12 protein-coding genes are annotated in these 21,632 nt (G+C 34.3%); 10 read left to right on the top strand and 2 right to left on the bottom strand.

Going from position 1 to position 21,632, the window contains the following annotated elements; all coding sequences use genetic code 11:
• Window positions 1-3 precede the first annotated feature (3 nt).
• Window positions 4-10,275 (top strand): immunoglobulin-like domain-containing protein, encoded by a 10,272-nt coding sequence (locus tag J2Z76_RS04950; RefSeq protein ID WP_209510890.1) that lies wholly within the window; start codon window positions 4-6, stop codon window positions 10,273-10,275.
• A gap of 246 nt (window positions 10,276-10,521) precedes the next feature.
• Here J2Z76_RS04950 and J2Z76_RS04945 read toward each other — a convergent pair whose 3' ends face one another.
• Window positions 10,522-10,695 carry a hypothetical protein gene (locus J2Z76_RS04945; protein WP_209510889.1) on the bottom strand — a complete coding sequence of 58 codons (174 nt, stop codon included), beginning with the start codon at window positions 10,693-10,695 and terminating at the stop codon, window positions 10,522-10,524.
• Window positions 10,696-11,096: 401 nt separating this feature from the next.
• On the opposite strand from J2Z76_RS04945, the gene J2Z76_RS04940 reads away from it, so the two are divergent.
• The 5 genes from J2Z76_RS04940 to J2Z76_RS04920 all read left to right on the top strand — a co-directional run bounded on the left by J2Z76_RS04940 (window position 11,097) and on the right by J2Z76_RS04920 (window position 15,798).
• Window positions 11,097-12,251: a betaine/proline/choline family ABC transporter ATP-binding protein gene (locus tag J2Z76_RS04940; RefSeq protein ID WP_342455012.1), complete on the top strand. Its 1,155-nt coding sequence runs from the start codon at window positions 11,097-11,099 to the stop codon at window positions 12,249-12,251.
• Between the two features lie 35 nt (window positions 12,252-12,286).
• The gene (locus J2Z76_RS04935) at window positions 12,287-12,892 is read left to right on the top strand and encodes an ABC transporter permease (RefSeq protein WP_209511029.1); all 606 of its coding nucleotides are present in this window, start codon (window positions 12,287-12,289) and stop codon (window positions 12,890-12,892) included.
• 1 nt (window position 12,893) lies between these two features.
• Window positions 12,894-13,484 (top strand): ABC transporter permease, encoded by a 591-nt coding sequence (locus tag J2Z76_RS04930; protein WP_209510888.1) that lies wholly within the window; start codon window positions 12,894-12,896, stop codon window positions 13,482-13,484.
• A gap of 9 nt (window positions 13,485-13,493) precedes the next feature.
• Window positions 13,494-14,426, top strand: a complete 933-nt coding sequence (locus J2Z76_RS04925) for a glycine betaine ABC transporter substrate-binding protein (protein ID WP_209510887.1) — start codon at window positions 13,494-13,496, stop codon at window positions 14,424-14,426.
• Window positions 14,427-14,676: 250 nt separating this feature from the next.
• Window positions 14,677-15,798 carry an aminotransferase gene (locus tag J2Z76_RS04920; protein ID WP_209510886.1) on the top strand — a complete coding sequence of 374 codons (1,122 nt, stop codon included), beginning with the start codon at window positions 14,677-14,679 and terminating at the stop codon, window positions 15,796-15,798.
• Between the two features lie 42 nt (window positions 15,799-15,840).
• Here the strand turns inward: J2Z76_RS04920 and J2Z76_RS04915 are convergent, their stop codons facing one another.
• Window positions 15,841-17,283: a sigma-54 interaction domain-containing protein gene (locus J2Z76_RS04915; RefSeq protein ID WP_209510885.1), complete on the bottom strand. Its 1,443-nt coding sequence runs from the start codon at window positions 17,281-17,283 to the stop codon at window positions 15,841-15,843.
• 320 nt (window positions 17,284-17,603) lie between these two features.
• Here J2Z76_RS04915 and J2Z76_RS04910 point away from each other — a divergent pair, with 320 nt between their 5' ends.
• The 4 genes from J2Z76_RS04910 (at window position 17,604) to fabG (ending at window position 21,603) form a co-directional block, all read left to right on the top strand.
• Window positions 17,604-18,650 (top strand): ketopantoate reductase family protein, encoded by a 1,047-nt coding sequence (locus tag J2Z76_RS04910; protein ID WP_209510884.1) that lies wholly within the window; start codon window positions 17,604-17,606, stop codon window positions 18,648-18,650.
• Window positions 18,651-18,706: 56 nt separating this feature from the next.
• Entirely contained in the window at window positions 18,707-19,546 is an 840-nt protein-coding gene (locus J2Z76_RS04905; RefSeq protein ID WP_209510883.1) for a beta-keto acid cleavage family enzyme, read from the top strand.
• A 79-nt stretch (window positions 19,547-19,625) separates the two neighbouring features.
• On the top strand, window positions 19,626-20,801 hold the full coding sequence (locus J2Z76_RS04900; RefSeq protein WP_209510882.1) for a thiolase family protein: 1,176 nt from the start codon (window positions 19,626-19,628) through the stop codon (window positions 20,799-20,801).
• Between the two features lie 58 nt (window positions 20,802-20,859).
• Window positions 20,860-21,603, top strand: a complete 744-nt coding sequence (gene fabG, locus J2Z76_RS04895) for a 3-oxoacyl-[acyl-carrier-protein] reductase (RefSeq protein ID WP_209510881.1) — start codon at window positions 20,860-20,862, stop codon at window positions 21,601-21,603.
• The last annotated feature ends 29 nt before the right edge of the window (window positions 21,604-21,632 follow it).

The following is a 21,632-nucleotide window of genomic DNA, read 5'->3' as shown; positions in this document are numbered from 1 at the left end:
TAAATGAAAAGAATCATTAGTTTAATTCTAGTAATCATGTTGCTATTTACAACAAATGTACAATATGTCTTTGCTAATGAAGACGTATACACCGATGAAGTAATTGTAGAGATGGACACAGAGTGGTTGACATCAGATTTAGTATTTGGAGTAGGCGATTATGAAGAATTTGCTACATCCGATGGTGAAATAATTTATTATAATATAAACGGCAATCTTAACCTGCCTTTAGTAGGAGAGAACGGCAGCTCCTTAGTTTGGTCTTCATCCGATGAGACATTTATTGAAGCAAACGGAGTGATACATAAACCCTCGTATTTGGAAGGGTACAAAATGGTAGTTATTACTGCTACATTGATAAAAGGTACGGTACAGACCGAGAAGCTTTTTGTTATAGAATTAAGCCCATCAGAACCAACAGCGGATGAACAAGCAGTACAAGCTGATTACGATTGGCTTGTAGGCGAGGATGTTATTCATTATGGCTGTTTTTACAATGATATTAGAAGTGATGTAACTATGCCAACAGAGGGTAAAAATGGCAGCACTATTACTTGGGCTTCATCAGATGAAAGATGGATTACAATTGATGGCACTGTAGAGCAGCCTCCTTTCTCTTTCGCTATGGGCAATGCTCCAGTGACACTTTCAGCAATTATATCCAGCGGGACCGTATCAAAGCAGAAAACGTTTGAATTGGAGGTAGTTGCTCAATCACCTACCGAAGGGGATAATGTTGCTATAGATAAGGAATGGCTTACGTATGAAAATATATTGAACAACAACAGTCAGGATAACGTTAAGACAAGGCTTTCACTACCTACGAAAACCGAAAGACGTTGGTCACCATCTGGCTTTTACAGCGGATGTAACATAGCTTGGGAATCTTCAAATCCCAATATTGTTGCAGTAGATGGAAGTGTCTACAGGCCTACACTAAGTGAAGGAAATCAAACTGTAACACTTACGGCTACCATATCATATGGTGAGGCTACTGACACAAAGACATTTAGTTTTGTGGTTACAGCTGTTGAGGAATTTCCACTTGCAATTATGTATCACAGTTTTGACGATTCATCTCGATTACAATTCAATGGTATCTCTGGAACTGTTGTAACAACAGATAGAGACGATAATGAAATTATAGCGTTACAATTTAACAACGATAGGGTGGCAGAACCAACTACAGGAGGAAGCATTTTTACTAAAAACAAAATTCGTTTGGGAGATGACTTATCCTTTAGCGCAGCTTTTTCTTATAAAAATCCTCATCCTGATTTTACAAAAGGAGAAGGAGGATTTATCTTTACTTTGCAAACAGTAGGCAATTCCATTTATGTGAATGATGAAGATATTGGGCCAAGCTTTAATATTGCATTTAATACAGATTATTATAGTGCACCTGGTTCTGGGCAATCTACCGGCTATGGCTATATTGAAAAAGCTGCGGTGTATTATAATGGAGACTATGAACAACGCACAGAGCAATATTTGGCCTCGGGGTCAACAAATGACTCTCCAACTTACAACAATGTATGGATTGAGTATGATGGTGTATCAAAGGTACTGGAGGTTCGTTTCAGTACGGATGGGATAAGACCTGTCAACAGTAATCTTAAGTTAGAAAATCTAGAGCTTGATCAGATTTTAACCAGCGCAGGATATGGTCTTGATATTGAAGATGTTCGTGAAGTCTATGTTGGTTTCATGGGCTCAATGGGAAATGCAAAGGATAAAAGTGAAATAAGAAGCTTATATTTTAAAAACGATTGTACTCCTATTGATTTTGAGCCATATAACTTCATTGATGTTTCTAATATTAATCTTATTGCAAATCCTCCAGCAGGGCAAGCAAGTACTACTATGTCAGCTATTGTATGTAGCGTAGATGGAACCCCTGTGTCTGACATACCGGTTTATTTTACTACTTCATTTGGGATGCTTGATTCATCCTATGAAGTTACAGATGATTCAGGCCATGCATCTGTTGAATTATACTCTGGCATATCAGGTACTGCACAGGTTAAAGCATATACAACTGGTGGAGCCACGGCTTTGGCAGATGTGCAACTATCAGCAAATGATACAGACCGGTTGTTTTTTGATTCATCTTGGCTGACAGGCGATAGAATAAAAGGTGAAAATACAACACTAAGTAGTGTTACTGTTAATTTGAATTTACCTTTGAATGCTCCAAATGGTAGCACTATAAGCTGGGAATCCAGTAACTCTGATTTTTTAAGCACAAATGGTGTAGTGACAAGATCTTCAATTACTCAAGGAGATCAATCTGTAACACTTAAAGCCAACATATCCATAGGCACTGAATCCATTCGAAAAACTTTTAACGTAAAAATTAAGGTGTGTGATGATGATTTGGCAAATGCTGACAGAGATTGGTTAACTGATGAAATTATCTTAGGAGAAAATGAGAGTAGGGATAAGATAATATCAGATTTAACCCTTCCAACTATTGGTGAAAACGGTAGTGCTATAAGCTGGAGGTCTGACAAAGTAGGTGCTGTGGCTTTAGATGGTACAGTGACCCGTCCTTCTTTCACCCAAGGAAATCAGACTGTGACTCTTACTGCAACTATAAAAATGGGAGAAGTAACTTTAGAAAAAACATTTAATATTACAGTTATTGCATCGGAGGCAATAGATGAAGAAATAGCATATGCTGATTTTGAATGGCTTACAGATGAGGTTATACTTAATGAAAATATAAATCTTAATGAGGTATTGTCAAGTTTGACGCTTCCTACAGTTGGAGTAAATGGCTCGCAAATTAGCTGGGAATCTACAAATGAGGATTTTATTAAAGTTGATGGTACCATAAATCGACCAACTTTCAGTCAAGGAACTCAATCTATAATGCTAACAGCAACCATAAGTGAAGGCTCTTTTGAATATACAAAAATATTTAATATGTTAGTGCTTCCATTGGCAACGGATGATGAAGCACTATCGCTTGATAAGGAGTGGCTAAATTACAGTAGGATTTTAGGAGAAAATAGCATTAATAATGTAACAGTTAATCTTAATCTACCCGTTCTTGGACTGTACGGTTCCTCTATAAGCTGGAAGTCAAGTAATGATACATTTATTATGCCTGATGGAACAGTTAACCGCCCAACCTTTACACAAGGAAATAAAACAGTTACACTTACTGCTTCCATATCAAAAGGTGGCAAAACTATTGACAAGAGCTTTTTATTTTCAGTTGAAAAGTTAGAACAAACTGATATGGAGGCTGTAGCGGCTGATAAAAGATGGCTTCAAGTGTCGCGAACCTTGGGAGGAAATCTGTCACAGTATTCAATAAATCAAAACTTAGCACTTCCTACATTAGCACCTAATGGCTCATTGATAACATGGGTTTCGGATATGCCATCAGTGATTTCACCAAACGGAGAAATCACAATACCTGAATACAGCGAAGGACATAAAAATGTAGTTTTGACTGCAACTATTGAAAAGGGAAGTGTTGTAGAAAGTGGTATATATAAATATACAGTTCTTTCTAAGTCAGACACATTTTTACCTGTTGTTATAGAAACAACACCAATTAACAATAGCGACAATGTTTTATGGAATACAAGAGAGATAACTATATCCTTTGATGAAGATATAAAATTGTTAACGCCGATAAATGACATAGAAAATTACGGGATTATACTTAATGGGTTGGAAACACCGAAAATTTCTGTTAGCATTTTCAAAAACAAGTTAACAGTTAATCTGATGGATTATTTAAAAGCAGGAGCAGAGTATGAGCTAATTGTTCCTTCTAACACCATTGCTGACAACTCTAATAATTATTTAGACGAAGAATTAAAAATATCATTTAGTGTTGAACAGAAGCCTGAAAATAAAATAGAGGTTGTTTCCTCGACACCAAACCACATGGAAAAAGAGATTTCCTGTGATATGGATCAATTATCCTTTAGATATAATTATAGCAATATTATCAAAGGAAGTGGGTTTGAAGATATTTCACTGCTTGATATTAGTGGCAATAAAGTTAATGCAACAAAGTCCATAACTAACGACACTGTGACTCTCGCTCTTGAAAAAGGAATAAATTTGAAGTCAGGTTCAGTTTATGAAGTAGCTATACCAGCTGATGCAGTTATTGACAGGTTTGAAAACAGCAGTATAGGAAAATCTATAAAATTCCGAACAAAGAGCAGTAATACCCTGCCATCAGTTACTGGGTATTATCCAAATAACAGTCAATCTAATGTTGATATACACCAAAAAATAGAAATAAATTTTTCTGAAGCAATAAATGCAAAAGACTGTAATTTAGTGCTGTTAGATGATAAAGGAAACAAAGTAAATACAGAAATAACAACATTAAGGGGTGTTCAAAATACTGTATTTATGGAAGCTCCGTACTTTGACAGCCTCAAGCCAAATACTGTATATACTGTTAAAGGAGCATATGACAGCTCGGAAGGTAGCTCAGATTTAGGGCTTGAAATGTCCTTTGCTACAGGAGACAATAAACTTTATATCACGAAGCCTAGTATGCTTTTAGGTGGTGATTTGCCAATAAATACACAAATTGAAATTCCATTTTCTGCATCCATATCCGAAGGTGATGATTTTGTCAATATTAAAGTTATGGATTCAAATAATAACCAGGTGAACTTTAGAACAAGTGTGATTGACAACAAGCTTGTTTTGACACCAGATTCACCACTGAATCCATCTGAAACATATGCTTTCTACATACCAGAAGGTGCGGTTAAAAATCAAGCTGACATAGAAAATGATTCTGTTAAATTTTTCCGTACAGCTGCAGAGCGGCTGAATTATGGAAGTTACTCATTTTATATGCCTTCAACTTGGGTAACTGAAAAGGTGATTACATTTAATGCAAGGTGGTTGGGGGAAATCAGCCGTCCACTTAAATCAATTACATGGGATTTTGGAGATGGAAAACAAGGAAGTGGCTTATTTCCAGCTAATGTATACTGGCATGCGGGCAATTACAAGGTTACTTTGACATTGGTTGATAACAGAGATATTTCATATAAATTTGAACAAAATATAACCATTAACGGATTAAGCTTAGACGATGCAAAAATATCAGTTTATCCAAATGATAATTGCTATTTTACCGTTTTTGAAGAAAACAACCAATACGGCTTGAAAAATCTTGAACCATTTAGTATTACCTTGTACTCACCATCAATTGGATATATTTCAGATGAAACAGTCAAGGTCAGCCTTTATAAAAATGGAGTTTTCGTAGAAAACCTCGGAAATATAAAAACAAAATATAACGGTGAAGCTGAATTTTCTTTCCTATACGGAAACAAGGATTATTTTGGAGGATATGAGTTAGTTTTTGAGCATGAAGGATCTAAAAATCAAAAGATTCGGGTACCTGTCAACTTTTCTGAGGAAACAAAAAAGCAAAGTATGGTTATTCAACTATATAATCAAGAAGAAGGCGGAATTATTGACGACCCACAGGATATGTATTTTGAATTAAATGGAGAAAAAACATTAGCTCAATATGAAAAAATTGAAGGTTGGTCAGAAGGCTGTTATGTAATCAAAGGCTTAGAAACAGGTGTATCTTATTCATTAAAACTCTCAAGCTCAGAGGATGTTGCATATGTCACTGAGGAGCAAGAGATTTATCATCAAGGGTCTGATTACCCTGTGTACTTAGCAACTAAAGTAAAACAACCTGGACTTAACTATATTAAATCTACTTTGACAGATTCAAGAGTTGGGAACAAGTATAAAGGGCTTTTTATTAATAATATAAGCATACCAAATCTGTATTTTGAACTGGATGGTGATTGGGATGGATTAGCTCCTGGATATTATGAACTTAAGTCATCAATGGGCAGCATTTCCCTAAAATCCGATAAACCCGTTTTTGAATTACAGCCAAGCTTGCAGATGCAAGTTGGTGAGGAATTATGGGGACGCATGGTTTCAAAATCTGGTGTTGCCACCTTATGGCAAAATGCTAATGTAATAGTAGCTCCTTATCCATCATTAGACAATGGAATAAAGCTAGATGTTAGCTACATAAATGGAAAGTATATTGTTGATTCGTTTGTAACGTTAAGCAGCCTTACAGGAGGTAAAGTTGATATACTTGATGGAGTACCCCTTTTAGATAGTGCTCAAAGCTTTGGACTTGGCAGCACTTCTAATAGATTTGAAGGCTCAATAAATGAAAGAGGATTATTAAAACTAATGTATGAGTACAGCTCGGGACGTGGTATGAGTACAAAAAAATCAAAAACTCTTACTACAGGATATGAGGTTGAAACTGACATTGCTTTTTATGGAAGTCTTAAATATGATAGATTTAATAAAAAGTGGAATTTAAACTACTACTACTATTATTTAAGTGGTAGGGGTGAGTATTACTGGAAAAGACCTTACACTATACCAAAGCTTGATATAGGTGGGTGGGGTAAAGTTGCAATCTGCCCTAACATCGACGGAAGATTAGCTGTTTATGGAAATGAATACAGCAATAAGGATTTTGAAGGGATACTTGAATTCGATCCGTCTGTATATGTTTCAATAGGCGCAGGTATTGAAAATACATTGTCTGTTGAAGGATATGTTACAGGTAGTATTCCTGCAGAGTTTCACATACCTACGGGATATATTCAGGTTGAGCCTAGTATCTCTGCTGGAATAGATGTTTATTATATATATGACTCTAGTGAGCTTTATTACAAGGAAATAGCAAGCACACACTGGGATAATGGAAAGGAAAAAGTTATATTGTTTTCGAGACAGCTTATAAATGAATCTAAAGAAGATGATATACAACTTACTTCTACCGCTAGAAATTACTTGGAAAGAGGTTCGCAGTGGCTTGTAGGAAGCAGTAAGAAACAAAAAAGCAGGATGATGGCAGTTTCTAAAGCAGCAACTGTTGAAGAGGATAAAATTTCCCTTGTAACAATGACGGAAAATATTTATCCAAGAGCAGAGGTTCAACAGATAAATGGAGAAAGTGAGCAGTGGCTGGTGTGGACAGACGACAATCCTATTAGAGATGCAAATAACCGTACACAATTGAAATATTCTATTTACAGAGATGGAAGCTGGTTAGAGCCAGGTTGGTTCGGACAGGATGATACTGCTGACTTTGCTCCTGTTGCGATCTCTTTAGGAGACGGTGTAATTTTAGCATGGCAAAATATTAAAAATGCTATGACTGAAGAAAATAAAAATGTTTCATATGTAAAGGATTCAGAAATAAGCGTTACTAATAGTATTTACAAAGCTAATGGCAATGAGCCGGATATAATAACACTGACTGATGACGAAAAATTTGACCATTCACCGGTTATTGCATCTGATAGCACAAATGCAATTTTGGTTTGGACGAAATCTGAAGGCTTGAGTCTTACATTTGGGGAAGATATGGATGCACTTCATTCTCCTGCAAATAGTGATTGTTTGTACAGTTCTGTTTGGGATGGTAACTCTTGGAGCACTCCTGAGGAAATTGAAAGCTCACTACCAACTATTTTAGATTCAAGCTTGACTATGCATAAAGAAGAAGGACTGCTCACGTACACTCTTGATACGGACAATGATTTATCAACCCAGGATGACAGAGAAGTTTATTACAGAATTTATGACGGGACAGCATGGGGTGATGCTATACAACTATCAAATAATAATGTTGAGGATTCTGTTCCTAAGGCAGTAAATATTAATAATGAATGGTTTGTTATATGGCAGCAAAACGGACACGTTATGTACAAAATAGGTTTAAGTGGAGAAACTAAGACTGATGAAAATCTTTCAAAAGTACCAAACAATTATAAAATTGCAATTATGGAAGGTGATGACCCACAACTTGCCATAGTATATGCAAATACAAATCAAGATAATACAACGTCACTTTTAGCATCTTTTTACGATATTAAAAAGGGTATATGGAGTAATCCAATTGCCCTTAGTGAAAATACAGGTTACATTCGTTCTTTCAGTCTAATATTTACAAATGAAGGAAAGCTGGATGTTGTCTATACTAAAGCTGAGGTTATAAATAAAGTTATTGAAGAAACTAGCTTTTTATCTCCTAGTGATAAGGTTGATTTGATGCTTTTAAGCTATACTCCTAAGCATGATATTGCCCTTGGTGAAGTTAGTAATCTACAATTAACTCCTTCGATTCCAGTTAAAGGAGCTTTGACAACAGTATCAGCAGTTGTAAAAAATCTTGGAGACTTTGCTGAAAATGCTACATTATATCTGTATGACGGTAACCCTGATAATGGCAATCTATTAGGTGAAACAGCAACAACAAAACCTATAGCAGCAGGTTCAATGGCTCAGTTAGAAGTTGAGTGGCTTGTTGGTTTAGAAGAAAAAAGCGAGTATGAGCTATATGCTATTGTTCGCTCTGATGGAGGAATTCATGATGCAAATGAAAATAACAATACTCTAAGCTTGAAAATTGCAACTTCAGATATAGCCGTTATAAATGTGGATTGTGAAAATATGGCTGGAAATGATTATTTAGCTAAAGCAACAGTAGCAAATACCGGTAGCACAATACTTGAAGATGTGGATGTGCAGGTTAAACATGAAAAGAGTGGTCAAATTTTGGGATCTAAGTCAATAGACCAAATAATGCCTGGGCAGAAAATAGATTTAAGCTTCCTCTTTACTTCTTCTGGATTAATTGAAGATAAAGACGGAGAAATAAACATGTATGTATGTACCAAGCTTAGCAATGCTGAGGAAGAGTATTCTACTGAAAATAACATATACAGATTTACTCTAGAGCAAGCTGTTATTACTGTAGATAAAATTGAGCCTTCGCCTAATGAAACACAAATAAACATAGCAAAACCTATAACAATTAGTTTCAATATGAATGTCGAGCCAGGCTTAGAATTTGGAGTGATAGAATTATATGATAATGATTTAAATGAAGTTGATATAAAAAGGGAATTGAACGGTAGAATCTTGACAATTACGCCACAAAACTCATTGGCATATAGCACAGGGTACACCCTTACATTACCAGAAAAGGTTGTTTCGGATTCATATGGACATACAATGAATGAATCCTATAGTCAGCATTTTGTTACTACGTCAAGCAACCCTGAAATAATTTTCGCTTATCCAGGTGATGGAATGACAGATATAGCATTGGATACAGAACTAAAGGTTAAATTTAATCAAAATGTTATGAGTGGCCAAACTTTTGATAATATTGCAATGTACACCAAAGATCTTAAAAAAGTTTCAATATCCACTTTAATAGATGGGGAATGGTTGTATGTGAACCTTGTAGGTCACTTAAGTGGCGGCACGGCTTACTCACTTGTAATTCCTGGAGGAGCAGTGAAAAATGTAAACAATGAGATGTTAGAGGAAGATTATACACTAAATTTCACAACCATCGTATCAAAAGATAATAATAATAAATCAGATTCACATTTTGTACAACAGGAATATAAGGTTTCAAAGGATGAAAAAGGTATTGTAACCATTGATATAACCAAACAGGCTTTGTTAAAGGCTCCATATATAATATCAATTCCTTATACGCCTACAACAGAAGAAATGTTAAACCCTGAAAGTATCATAATCAGATATGTAGATAACAGTGGCAATTTAGTTGTGGTTCCTGATGGGCACTATGATTCTGATACTGGAGTTTTAGTCTTCAATATCACTAGCTTCAGTCATTATGTAGTTAGTTTCAATAAGGTGGATTTTAGCGATGTAGCTTCTGATGCATGGTATAGGAAAGCTGTAAACTATATTGCAGCAAGAGGAATAACCTCAGGTACGGGATATGGCAAATATAGCCCTGATGCTAAACTAACACGAAGTGATTTTCTTGTACTGCTTATGAGGTCTTATAGCATAGCCCCTGATGTAAATACTACAGATAACTTTGTTGACAGTGGAAATACCTATTATACCAACTATCTAGCTACTGCAAAAAAACTTGGTATAACTGCTGGTGTAGGGAATAATATGTTTTTACCAGAAAAAGAAATTACACGTCAAGAAATGTTCACACTTTTATATAATGCTTTAAATGTTATAGGTCGTCTTCCTAAGCAAACTTCTGACAAAACACTTTCTGACTTCGCAGATGAAGAGTTGGTTGACTCTTGGGCTAAAGAGGCCATGACATTACTAATTGAAACAGGAACTATCTCAGGAAATGCTGGTAAACTTTCTCCAATAAGCACCACAACTAGAGCTGAAATGGCACAAGTGCTATATAATATGCTGTCAAGATAGCATAAATTATTTGTGGAAATTAGTTTGAAAACTAAAGAACTTCCCATAGAAACGAAAGATTATCTAGAAAAATAGAAAGTTCCTTGCAGAAACTTTGTAGGACGATAGATTAGAGGCAATGTAGTTTGAAAAAACGAGATAGTTTTAACAATTATCTCGTTTTCTTATGTCACAGATACATGGTCTGTAATTATTTGCAAACTAATTGTTAATTGAAGCAATAATATCTTAAAAATGTAATAATTACTAATATTTGTTAATCATTTCCTTCGTTTCATCAGTCTTTTTATATTTTTTCTTTTCTAGATTAATAAATTCTTTTACTTCATTATCCGTTAGCGATTCGGACTTAGTTTGATCTACTGTTTGTCTTGATTCCATACTTGTCAAAATTATTTCGTTATCCGAATTTATAGTCATAATAATCTCCTTTCATTAAACTAAGTAATGTTACTTAGATTTTCACAACATCATAAGATAAGAATATGTAGATATTTTATAACTATACTGATAAGTCTATCTTTTTTTGTGGTGAACTTTTTATTTTCAAACTGTGATACACATAAGGGCTAAATCTTTTGATATTATTAAATATTATGTATATAATAAAAATTATTGTAAATGATATAAAAATAATATAATGCAACCTAAAATAGGTGCGGCGTATGTATAATTATAACATATTCTGAGTTAAGGAAATTCGTAAAATTTGAACGGTTGAAGCTGCATGGAATAATATGGATATGGATCTTGGCGCGACATTGGAATTTAAAGGGTTTACAATAATGTAAAATTATGCTATAATACCAAAGGTAAATAAATTGATTAACAAACAGAACGGAGATGATGCATATATGATTATTTATGAAAATATTACAAAAAAATATGATGATGTAATTATTATAGACAACCTTAATTTAACTATAAATGATGGTGAGTTTGTAGTATTAATAGGACCATCTGGTTGTGGAAAAACTACAACATTAAAAATGATAAATAGATTAATTAAATATAATGAGGGAAATATTTATATTGATGATAAAAATATTAAGGACGTTAATGCTGTTGAACTTCGTAGAAAAATTGGTTATGTAATTCAGCAAATAGGATTGTTTCCTAATATGACTATAGAAGAAAATATATCAGTGGTACCTAAGTTATTGAAATGGAGCAAAGAAAAACAAATTAAAAGGGTTAAAGAACTATTAGAATTAGTAGATTTACCTTATGAAGAAAATGCTAAGAAATATCCGAATGAATTAAGTGGAGGTCAACAACAGCGTATTGGAGTTCTTAGAGCATTAGCTGCTGAGCCTCCTATTATTTTAATGGACGAACCATTTGGAGCCTTAGATCCAATTACAAGGGATAGCCTTCAAGATGAATTAAAAACATTACAACAAAAATTACACAAAACAATAATTTTTGTTACTCATGATATGGAGGAAGCTGTAAAATTAGCTGATAAAATAGTTTTTATGTCTGATGGTAAGGTATTACAAGCTGCTTCGCCAGAAGAAATGCTTAATAAACCAGCTCATCCTATGATAAGCAAGTTTATGGGTAAACTTTCATATTCTAGAAGTGGTAATGATTTAACATGTGAAGATGTAATGAAGAAAAAAATATTCACTGTACCAGAAACTAAAAAGACTCTAGAATGTATTGAACTTATGAAACAAAAAGAATTAGATACAGTTATTGTAGTTGATGCAAATGGTAAATATAAAGGAATTGTAACTATAGAATACATTAGGGAATATGGGAAACCAGGTGAGATGATTTCTAAGATTACGAAAACCGACCAACCATCAGTTCTGATAAATACAAATGCAAAAGATGCTATTGATAAACTTATAGAATTGAAATGTGACTATCTTGTTGTTTTAAATAGGAACAAGACAGTAGCAGGAATTCTTACGCGGACTAGCATAACAAAAGCATTAGCAAGTGTAGTTTGGGGTGAAGAGGATTGAGAATAATAACAAAATTCTTTGAAAATTATGGAGAAATGTTAGTTAAAGCTATATTAACTCATCTTCAATATGTATTTATTTCTGTAGGGCTAGGATTTATTATAGCTCTTATTTTAGGAATAGCTTTGTCAAGGTTACCAAAGTTTTCAAATATTATTATTACAATAATTGGAATATTTCAAACTGTTCCTGGTTTAGTGTTCATTGGAATTCTTTTTATTTATTTGGGTATGAAACCTATAACAGTTATAACAGCTCTTACAATATATGCAATATTTCCAATATTGAAAAATACCTATACAGGTATTCTTGATGTTGATAAAAGTTTAATAGAAGCTGCAAAGGGTTGCGGAATGACAAAAACTCAAATTTTATTTAAAGTAGAACTTCCACTAGCTATGAATTCAATTTTTAGCGGTTTAAGAATGTCAACTATATATACAGTCAGTTGGGCAGTTTTAACTGCTATGATTGGTCTAGGAGGCCTTGGAGAATTTGTATATCGTGGTATTGAAACTAACAACCAATCATTAATAATTGGTGGGGCTCTACCATCAGCAATACTTGCAATGACATTAGGATATATAATTGATAAAATTCAAAATAAAGTTACCCCTAAGGGTTTAAAGGGGAGTGAATAATTTGAAATTAGAAAAAGTATTAGAACATTTATATTTGGTTGGTATGGCTTGCTTATTTGCCACAATTGTTGGTCTTATGTTGGCGGTGATAGCCTATATTTCAAAACCATCAAGAAAAGTCATACTATGGGTTGTAGACGTTCTACAAACTATTCCAGCTCTTGCTTTACTAGGTATAATAATGATTGTTTTTGGACCGAATGGTACAACTGTAATAATAGGTCTTATGCTATATTCATTACTTCCTATAGTTAGAAATACCTATGTTGGATTACAAAACATCGAACCAGGTATTAAGGAAGCAGCATTAGGAATGGGAATGACAAAGATTCAGAGATTAATAGAAGTTGAACTGCCTTTAGCATTTCCAATGGTATTTACAGGAATTAGAATAGCAGTAGTAACATCAATTGGTACAGCAGTATTTGGAGCTATTGTAGGTGGTGGCGGTCTTGGGTCAATCATCAATAGAGCAATATTGATACAAGATATGGAAACATTAATAGAAGCAACTCTTGTCCTTATGGCCATGGCAATTATATTTGACTTTGGTATGGGATATGTAGAAAAAAAGTTAAAAACTAGAAACTAGGGAGGATTTATGAAAAAAAATATGAAGAAGAGTATTTGCATGATTTTAATAGTAGCTATGTTAGCTGTATCAGTTACAGCATGTAATAATGCTACAAAAGAAAGTAAAGACGAGATAGTATTGTTGAGTGGATATTTCACAGAAATTGAAATATTAATGCAGATGGCGGGTATTTTAATAGAAGAAAACACTGATTTGAAGGTGAAATTCCATGATTCTATGAATACAGTTCCAGCTTCTCAAGCAAATGAGTCTGGTGAAATAGACTTGTTTGTATCTTATGATGGAACAATGTTAACAACATTATTGGGATATGATGTTAGCGATGTGCCAGAAGGTGAAGATTTATTAGAATGGGTGAGAGCAAAGAGTATAGAAAAATTAGGACTTACATTAATGGAACCATTTGGTTTTGAAAACACTTACGCATTAGCAGTTCGTGAAGATTTTGCTAATGAAAACAATATACAAAGCATTAGTGACTTAGCGCAATACACTACAGATTTAGTCTTTGGAGCAGAGCATGAGTTTTTTGATGAAGAAGCTTCAATGCGTTTTAAACCACTTAATAAGCAATATGGACTTGAGTGGAAAGATAGTAAATCAATTGATATTGGCTTAAAATATGCAGCAATGGATAGCGGAAATATAGATGCAACAATAGCATATTCAACTGATGGTTTAGTAAAAAAATCAAACTTAAAAGTTCTTGAAGATGATAAATCTTTCTTCCCTCAATACTTCGCAGCATATCAAGTTAGAGATTCTTTATTTGAAGAATTCGCTGATTCAGCTCCAAACTTAGAAGAAGAATTAAATAAGTTAGCAGGCAAAATTGATAATGTAAGTATGACAGAACTAAATTATTTAGTAGATGTTGAAGGCCAAGATGCATATGATGTTGCTAAGGCATATTTGGTGAAAATTGGATTATCTAAATAGAAAAATACATTCTATATAGAAGAAAGAAACACGTATATACATTAATATACTTTAAATTATATAAATAAATATTTTTGATTAATTTACAAAAACCCCTGTTTTATACGCTGGATACTGCCAGCAGGCGAAACAGGGGTTTTGCATATAAAATATAAAGGATAAAGTAAATTATTTTTTTGTGAATATTTAATGGATAAATAACTACTCTTGTATTATAATTAATAAAAGAATATAAAAAGGTGGTTTTGACATGAAAATAAAAACTTTTAAAGTTGAACAATGGATGAATGAATTTGAAAATGATGCAATTTATAATTTGGGAGAGACTTGCATTGATTCTATGACATTAGGTGAATTGATAGAACTTTCAGGCTATAAACCAGAGGAATATTTAGCTGCGCTAAAGGATACGAGGATGACATACAGCCATATTTATGGTTCTCCAGAATTTTTAAATGGAGTATCCGGATTGTATAAAAGTATTAAACCTGAGCAGGTTATTCCTACTCATGGAGCAGTTGGAGCTAATCATATGGTTATTGTATCCATGATTGAACCAAGTGATAACATGATATCTGTAATGCCAACATACCAGCAGCATTATTCAATACCTGAATCAATTGGTGCAGAGGTTAGAATACTTCAACTTACGCCTGAAAATAAATTTTTGCCGGATTTGGACTTATTAAAAAAATTAGTTGATGAAAATACTAAAATGATTACCATAAATAATCCTGATAATCCGACAGGTTCATGGATACCTGAAAAGGAAATGATGGAGATTGTTGAAATAGCAAGAAATGTAGGTGCATACATATTATCAGATGAAGTTTATAGAGGGATCTCTGAGGATGGAAGATACATGCCGTCAATAGTTGATTTGTACGAAAAAGGAATTTCTGTAGGAAGCATGTCTAAAATTTTTTCTTTAGCTGGACTTCGTATGGGATGGATTGCTTCAAGAAGCGAAGAAGTAATCACTGCATGCCTTGAAAGAAGAGATTATGATACAATCAGCTGTGGAGTTCTAGATGATTTATTTGCTTCCATGGCACTTTCCAATAAAGAAAAGATATTTGAAAGAAACAGAAATATTTTGCAGAAAAACAGATTAATTTTGGATGAATGGGTTCAAGAAACACCTGAGGTACACTACATTAAGCCTGTTGCAGGAACAACTGCGCTTGTATATTATAATAAGAATATGCCATCATATGATTTGTGCGTAAAATTATTAAGAGAAAAAGGAGTATTGTTTACACCTGGTTCATGTTTTGAAATGGAAGGCAGCGTAAGAATCGGATATGCATTTGATTCTAAGACATTAAAGGACGGACTTAATAAATTTACAGAATTTTTAAGAGAAATATAAAGAAAGTTGAATCAATTCGGGGACGGTTCTTTTTGTTTGAAATCATCCTCGATCTTTTATAGACTTCAAATTATATTTCTTTATTTTGCGATAAACATTGGATAAATCAATCTTTAAAACTTGTGCAACCTTTAAGGGAGATTTGTACTGTTCCAGAAGATCAAGTAATAATTTTTTTTCACATTCATCCATGTAAGAGCTTAGTGAAAATATTTCATCATAATGTGAAATAGTATCCATATCAATAACTGATGATAAATTTGTTGACGAATTTGTACTGTTGGTTGTTTTATCTTCGTCTTGTAGTAGAGGTTCCTGTGGAATTGTTGAAATTATCAATTCTGTATCGGGAGATGATATAATTAGTCGCTCGATAAAATTTCGTAACTCTCGTACATTTCCATGCCATTTATAAGAAAGCATGGTATTTAGTACATTTTCATCCAATGCTTTTACACAATTGTATTTTTTGCAGAAATATTGAATATAAAACAAAGATAATGGAATTATATCTTCTTTACGCTCGCAGAGCGGAGGAATATATACAGATATTACATTAATACGGTAAAATAAATCGGAACGAAAAAGTTTTTTGCTAACAAGATCTGGTAGATTCTCATTTGTAGCGCACACTAGACGAAAGTCAATTTCTTTTGGTACAACAGATCCTAGACGCGTAACTTGTTTGGTTTCTAGTACACGTAGAAGCTTCGCTTGAAGTCCAAGTGGCATGGAGTTGATTTCGTCTAAAAATAAGGTGCCGCCGTTTGCAGCTTCAATCAAGCCCTCTTTACCATAAGAAGATGCTCCGCTGAATGCACCTTTTTCGTAACCATATAATTCAGATTCCATAAGGTTTTCGGGAATTGCAGCACAATTTAATACAATAAATGGACCTTTATTGCGAAGGCTTGTATGATGAATATATTTTGTCAAAACTTCTTTACCGACACCGGATGGTCCAGAAATTAATATTGAAGCATCGGTCTTCGATACATGGTACAGCATTTCTAATACTTGCTTCATTTGAGGACTTTCAGCTATAATGTCAAATTGTGGAGCCCTTGGATTTACTATAGAGCCTGTAATAACATGTCGATTTAATATTCCGGTCTGAATACGCTTGCTTGTCTTTTCAATTGGCTCTTGAGTAAAAAAAATATATTTAATTGAACCATCTGAATTAAAGGTTGGGGTAGCAGTAGTAAAAAAATGATATACCTTATTAAACAAAAAATCATTAATTGTGACAATAGTTGTTATAGGTGCTTTTTTCTCTATAACCATATCCCAGACACTAGAAGTCAAGTATCCCTGTTCCTTAAATTTTGGAATAGACATACCCTCATAAGTATCACGTGCTCTATTTAGAAGTTCACAATATTCATTGTTTACGTATAAATAATTGCCTTTCGCATCTAATACAAAAATACCAATATCTATATTTTCCAGTACTGTCATTAAAAATTCGTAACTATAGTTCATAAGATAATCTCCTGCTACAATATACTTTTTAATTAGTTTAGTAATGTTATCATAAAATTTGCGATAATGCAAGAAAAAATGGCGAAAATGCAAATATTTGCATTTTCGCCATTTTTTCTTGCGGAAATCATTATTAAAATCAAGTTCAAATTTAAAAATTGAATTACATGTAATTTTGTTGTGCTTTCAATGCTTAAGATAGGCAGAAATTTAAGTGTTGGTGCCTGAAAAAACAAATAAGAATGAATTGGCATAATAGTTGCTATTAAATAGTTTGTATTAAAAAATTGTATTTTAATTAGTATATGGAGGTTAATATTATGCGAATTGCTATTTTAGGTTGTGGGGCTATGGGTACTGTTCTAGGTGCATATTTAGCTAAGAATGGATGTTCAGTAGATTTTATCGATAACTACGAAGAGCATGTAAAAGTATTGAATGAAAAAGGTGCTCATATTATTGGCAAGGTTGATTTTACTGTTCCTGTCAAAGCTATTACACCTAATCAAATGGAAGATATTTACGATATTGTATTTTTGTTTACTAAACAAACTGCTAATGAAGTCATCCTTCCTCAATTGTTACCACATCTAGATGAAAACAGTACTGTCTGTACACTTCAGAACGGTGTACCAGAGCCTTTTGTTGCAAAGTATGTTGGTGAAAATCGTACAGTTGGAGGTGCAGTTTTATGGAGCGCAACCTTTTCTGCTCCAGGTGTTTCTGAATTGACTCAAGATGTGAGCAATCTTGATCATTTTTTTGAAATTGGAGAAATAAATGGAAAAATCACTGATCGAATTCAGAAAGTTGCTGAAATTCTAAACCTTATGGGTAAAGCATCAGTGTCAACTAACCTTATGGCTTCCAGATGGGGCAAGCTGGTCAACAATGCATGCGTGAGTGGCATGTCTGCTGCTTGTGGATGTACATTTGGTGAAGTGATGCAGAATGACAAAGCAAGAGCTTGCGTGAGTTATTTAGGACATGAGGTTAAAGTATGCTGTGAAGCAGCAGGCTATGAATTACCACCATTGGTTTTGGGTTTATCTCCTGATTCTTTATCACTTAAAGATCAAGAGCAATTTAATGAAAATCAGCAGATGTTTACATATATGTATTCATTTGCACCTAATGCTAAGGCAAGTATGCTTCAAGATTTGGAAAAGGGCAAGATTACTGAAGTGAAAATGATTAACGGTTACGTTTCTGAAATAGGTAAAAAATATGGAATTCCAACTCCGTTTAATGATACTGTTATCGAAATTGTTAAAAAAATCGAGAAAAAGGAATTACCGTTATCTATGAGTAATTTGAAATACTTTAATGATGATTGGTTTACTTACGATATGTATAAAGCAAAATAATGTAATTTATATTTGTGAATATAACAAATAAATAGAAATTTTAAGGAGGATTTAATGTGAATAACAAAGTAATAATTTCATGTGCTTTAACTGGTGCTCTAACACCAAAAGAAAAAAATCCAGCTGTTCCATATACACCTCAGGAAATAGCTGATGTCGCTTATGCAAGCTGGCAAGCAGGAGCTGCTATTGTACATCTTCATATGAGAGACGATAATGGTATTGGTACTATGGATAAAGAGAGATTTAAAGAAACTGTTCGCTTGATAAGAGAACATAAGGATTGTGATGTAGTAATTAATTGTACATCATCTGGTGGGTTCGTTTCAAATGAGGACGATAGAATGACTCATTTTATTGAAACTCCTGAAATTGAAATGGGTTCATTTGATATTGGTTCCTTTAATTGGGGAGATTCATTTATATTCGATAATAACCCTGTTTTTTTGAAGAAGTTATGCAATGTTTATAAACAGTACGATGTTAAACCGGAAGTGGAAATATTTGATTACGGTATGCTTGGAAATGCTAAGCATTACATTGAAAAAGAATATATTAAAAAGCCTATGTGGTGTCAATTAGTTCTTGGTGTTTTAGGTGGAATGGATGCTACAGTTGATAACTTATTATACTTAGTTAGACATTTGCCGGAAAATACTGTATGGTCGGCTTCGGGTATTGGAAACGGACATCTTCCAATCATGTACGCAGCTTTAGCATTAGGCGGCCATATACGCGTTGGTCTTGAGGATAACTTATATATGTCTCGTGGAGAGAAAGCAACAAACCCACTAATGGTTGAAAGAGCTGTAAGGATAGTCAAGGAATTTGGCAAGCAGCCGGCGACTTCCCAAGAAGCGCGTGAAATTCTTGGTATTAGGCCATTTGTTCGCTAATATAGCTCGTTTATAATTTAAGCAAGGTATATGCTATGTTGTATATTCTGCTAATATATTAAAATTTTAGGAGGTAATTATGAATAACAAAAGAGATGCAGTTGTATTGGCATATGGACGCTCTCCGCTAGCTAGAGCATTTAAAGGTTCTTTCGCAAATACTCATCCCATAGAATATGGTGCACAGACACTGAAAGGTGTCATTGCAAAGCTGCCTGGTTTTGATCTGGATGTTGTTGATGACGTCATTGTAGGATGTGCCACGCCAGAAAAATGTACAGGTTACAATATAGGACGTTTGATTGCTCAGCGTGCAGGTTTGCCTGATTTTGTACCGGGTCAGACAGTCAATAGATTTTGTTCATCTGGTCTTCAAACTATCGCTACAGCTGCAAATGCTATTATGGCAAATCAGATGGATGTAATAATAGCTGGCGGGATTGAGATGATGACTGGTATGAATATGTTACATCCTGAGGAATATCAGGATACATTGTTAGCTGAACAGGTTCCCGGCACTTACATTTCTATGGGCTTAACTGCTGAAAATGTTGCTGAACGCTACGGTATTGCTCGTCATGATATGGAAGTCATGGCTGTAGAAAGTCATAAGAAAGCAGCAGCGGCTCAAGTGGCCGGAAAGCTGGCTGATGAGATTATTCCCATAACAGTAGATACTGATAACGGACCAGTTGTTGTGTCTAAAGATGAAGGCATCCGACCAAATACAAATATAGAGGACTTAGCTACACTAAAAACACCATTTAAGGAGGATGGGGTAGTAACTGCTGCTACATCATCCCAAATGACTGATGGCACTGGTTTTGTTATATTGATGTCGCGTGAAAAGGCGGAAGAACTTGGCTATACTCCTATTGCAAAATTTGTATCATTTGCTGTGGGTGGTGTTGCTGCTGATGTGATGGGTTTAGGCCCTATTGTTGCTGTTCCTAAAGTTATGAAACGCGTGGGTTTAAATATTGATGATATGGATGTAATTGAAATTAATGAAGCATTTGCAGCACAAGCATTAGTTTGCATCCGTGAATTAAAGATGCCTTTAGAGAAAGTTAATCCAAATGGAGGCGCTATGGCTCTTGGTCATCCACTTGGTGCAACTGGAGCAGTTCTTACTTGCAAAGCACTATCTGAATTGAAACGCACAAACGGCAGATACGCATTAATCACTATGTGTATTGGCGGAGGAATGGGTGCAGCGGGTATCTTTGAAATGGAAAAGGATACTAAAAAATAAGGTTGAAATACTTAATACTTTAAGGATTATTAGTAAAAAAATCAAGGAGGCATATGACATGATATTTAATAACAGAGTTGCAGTTGTAACAGGTTCAACTAAAGGTATCGGACTTTCAATAGCGAAAAGGCTTGCAAAAGAAGGAGTAAAAGTTGTAGTAACAAGTAGAAATATTGGTAAAATAAATGAAGCTGTTGCTGAGATAAAAAATGAAGGAGGAGAAGCCTTTGGTCTTAAGTGCGATGTAACAAACAGAGAAGAAGTTAAAGCTCTAGGGGAGAAAGTTATCGAAAAATATGGCAGTATTGACATATTAGTCAACAATGCAGGAATAACCAAAGATTCATCTTTTAAAAAGATGACCGATGAACAATGGGATGAAGTTCTTGATTCTGATTTGAAGTCTGTATTTATTGTGACACAGGAATTAAGCAAATATATGGAATTAAACAGATATGGAAGAATCCTAAACTTAAGTTCAGTTGTTGGCCTTTCAGGAAACTATGGCCAGTCCAATTATTCAGCAGCGAAAGCGGGAATAATTGGGTTAACTAAAACATTAGCTATGGAATTAGGCAAAAAAGGAATTACTGTTAATGCGATAGCACCAGGCTTTATTGAAACGGCTATGACACAGGAAATTCCAGAAAATATTAGAATGGAAATTGTTGCAAGCATTCCGGTTGGCAGACCAGGATCACCTGAAGATATAGCAGCAGCTACAGCATACCTTGTGTCAGAAGAGGCTGGATTTATAAGTGGTGTTACACTTAGTGTTAATGGTGCAATGTATAGATCATAGAAAATATAGGACATTAATTAAGTATTCAG

The organism is Sedimentibacter acidaminivorans (genome assembly GCF_017873955.1).
Classification (GTDB): Bacteria; Bacillota; Clostridia; order Tissierellales; family Sedimentibacteraceae; genus Sedimentibacter; species Sedimentibacter acidaminivorans.
Note: the sequence above shows the minus strand (reverse complement) of the source record. Positions and strands in the feature narration are given on the sequence as shown.

Excerpts from the sequence above, each read along its gene's own strand:
- J2Z76_RS04950 (WP_209510890.1), top strand. The coding sequence starts at position 4 with ATGAAAAGAATCATTAGTTTAATTCTAGTAATCATGTTGCTATTTACA.
- J2Z76_RS04945 (WP_209510889.1), bottom strand. The coding sequence starts at position 10,695 with ATGACTATAAATTCGGATAACGAAATAATTTTGACAAGTATGGAATCA.
- J2Z76_RS04935 (WP_209511029.1), top strand. The coding sequence starts at position 12,287 with ATGTTAGTTAAAGCTATATTAACTCATCTTCAATATGTATTTATTTCT.
- J2Z76_RS04925 (WP_209510887.1), top strand. The coding sequence starts at position 13,494 with ATGAAAAAAAATATGAAGAAGAGTATTTGCATGATTTTAATAGTAGCT.
- J2Z76_RS04920 (WP_209510886.1), top strand. The coding sequence starts at position 14,677 with ATGAAAATAAAAACTTTTAAAGTTGAACAATGGATGAATGAATTTGAA.
- J2Z76_RS04915 (WP_209510885.1), bottom strand. The coding sequence starts at position 17,283 with ATGAACTATAGTTACGAATTTTTAATGACAGTACTGGAAAATATAGAT.
- J2Z76_RS04910 (WP_209510884.1), top strand. The coding sequence starts at position 17,604 with ATGCGAATTGCTATTTTAGGTTGTGGGGCTATGGGTACTGTTCTAGGT.
- J2Z76_RS04900 (WP_209510882.1), top strand. The coding sequence starts at position 19,626 with ATGAATAACAAAAGAGATGCAGTTGTATTGGCATATGGACGCTCTCCG.
- fabG (WP_209510881.1), top strand. The coding sequence starts at position 20,860 with ATGATATTTAATAACAGAGTTGCAGTTGTAACAGGTTCAACTAAAGGT.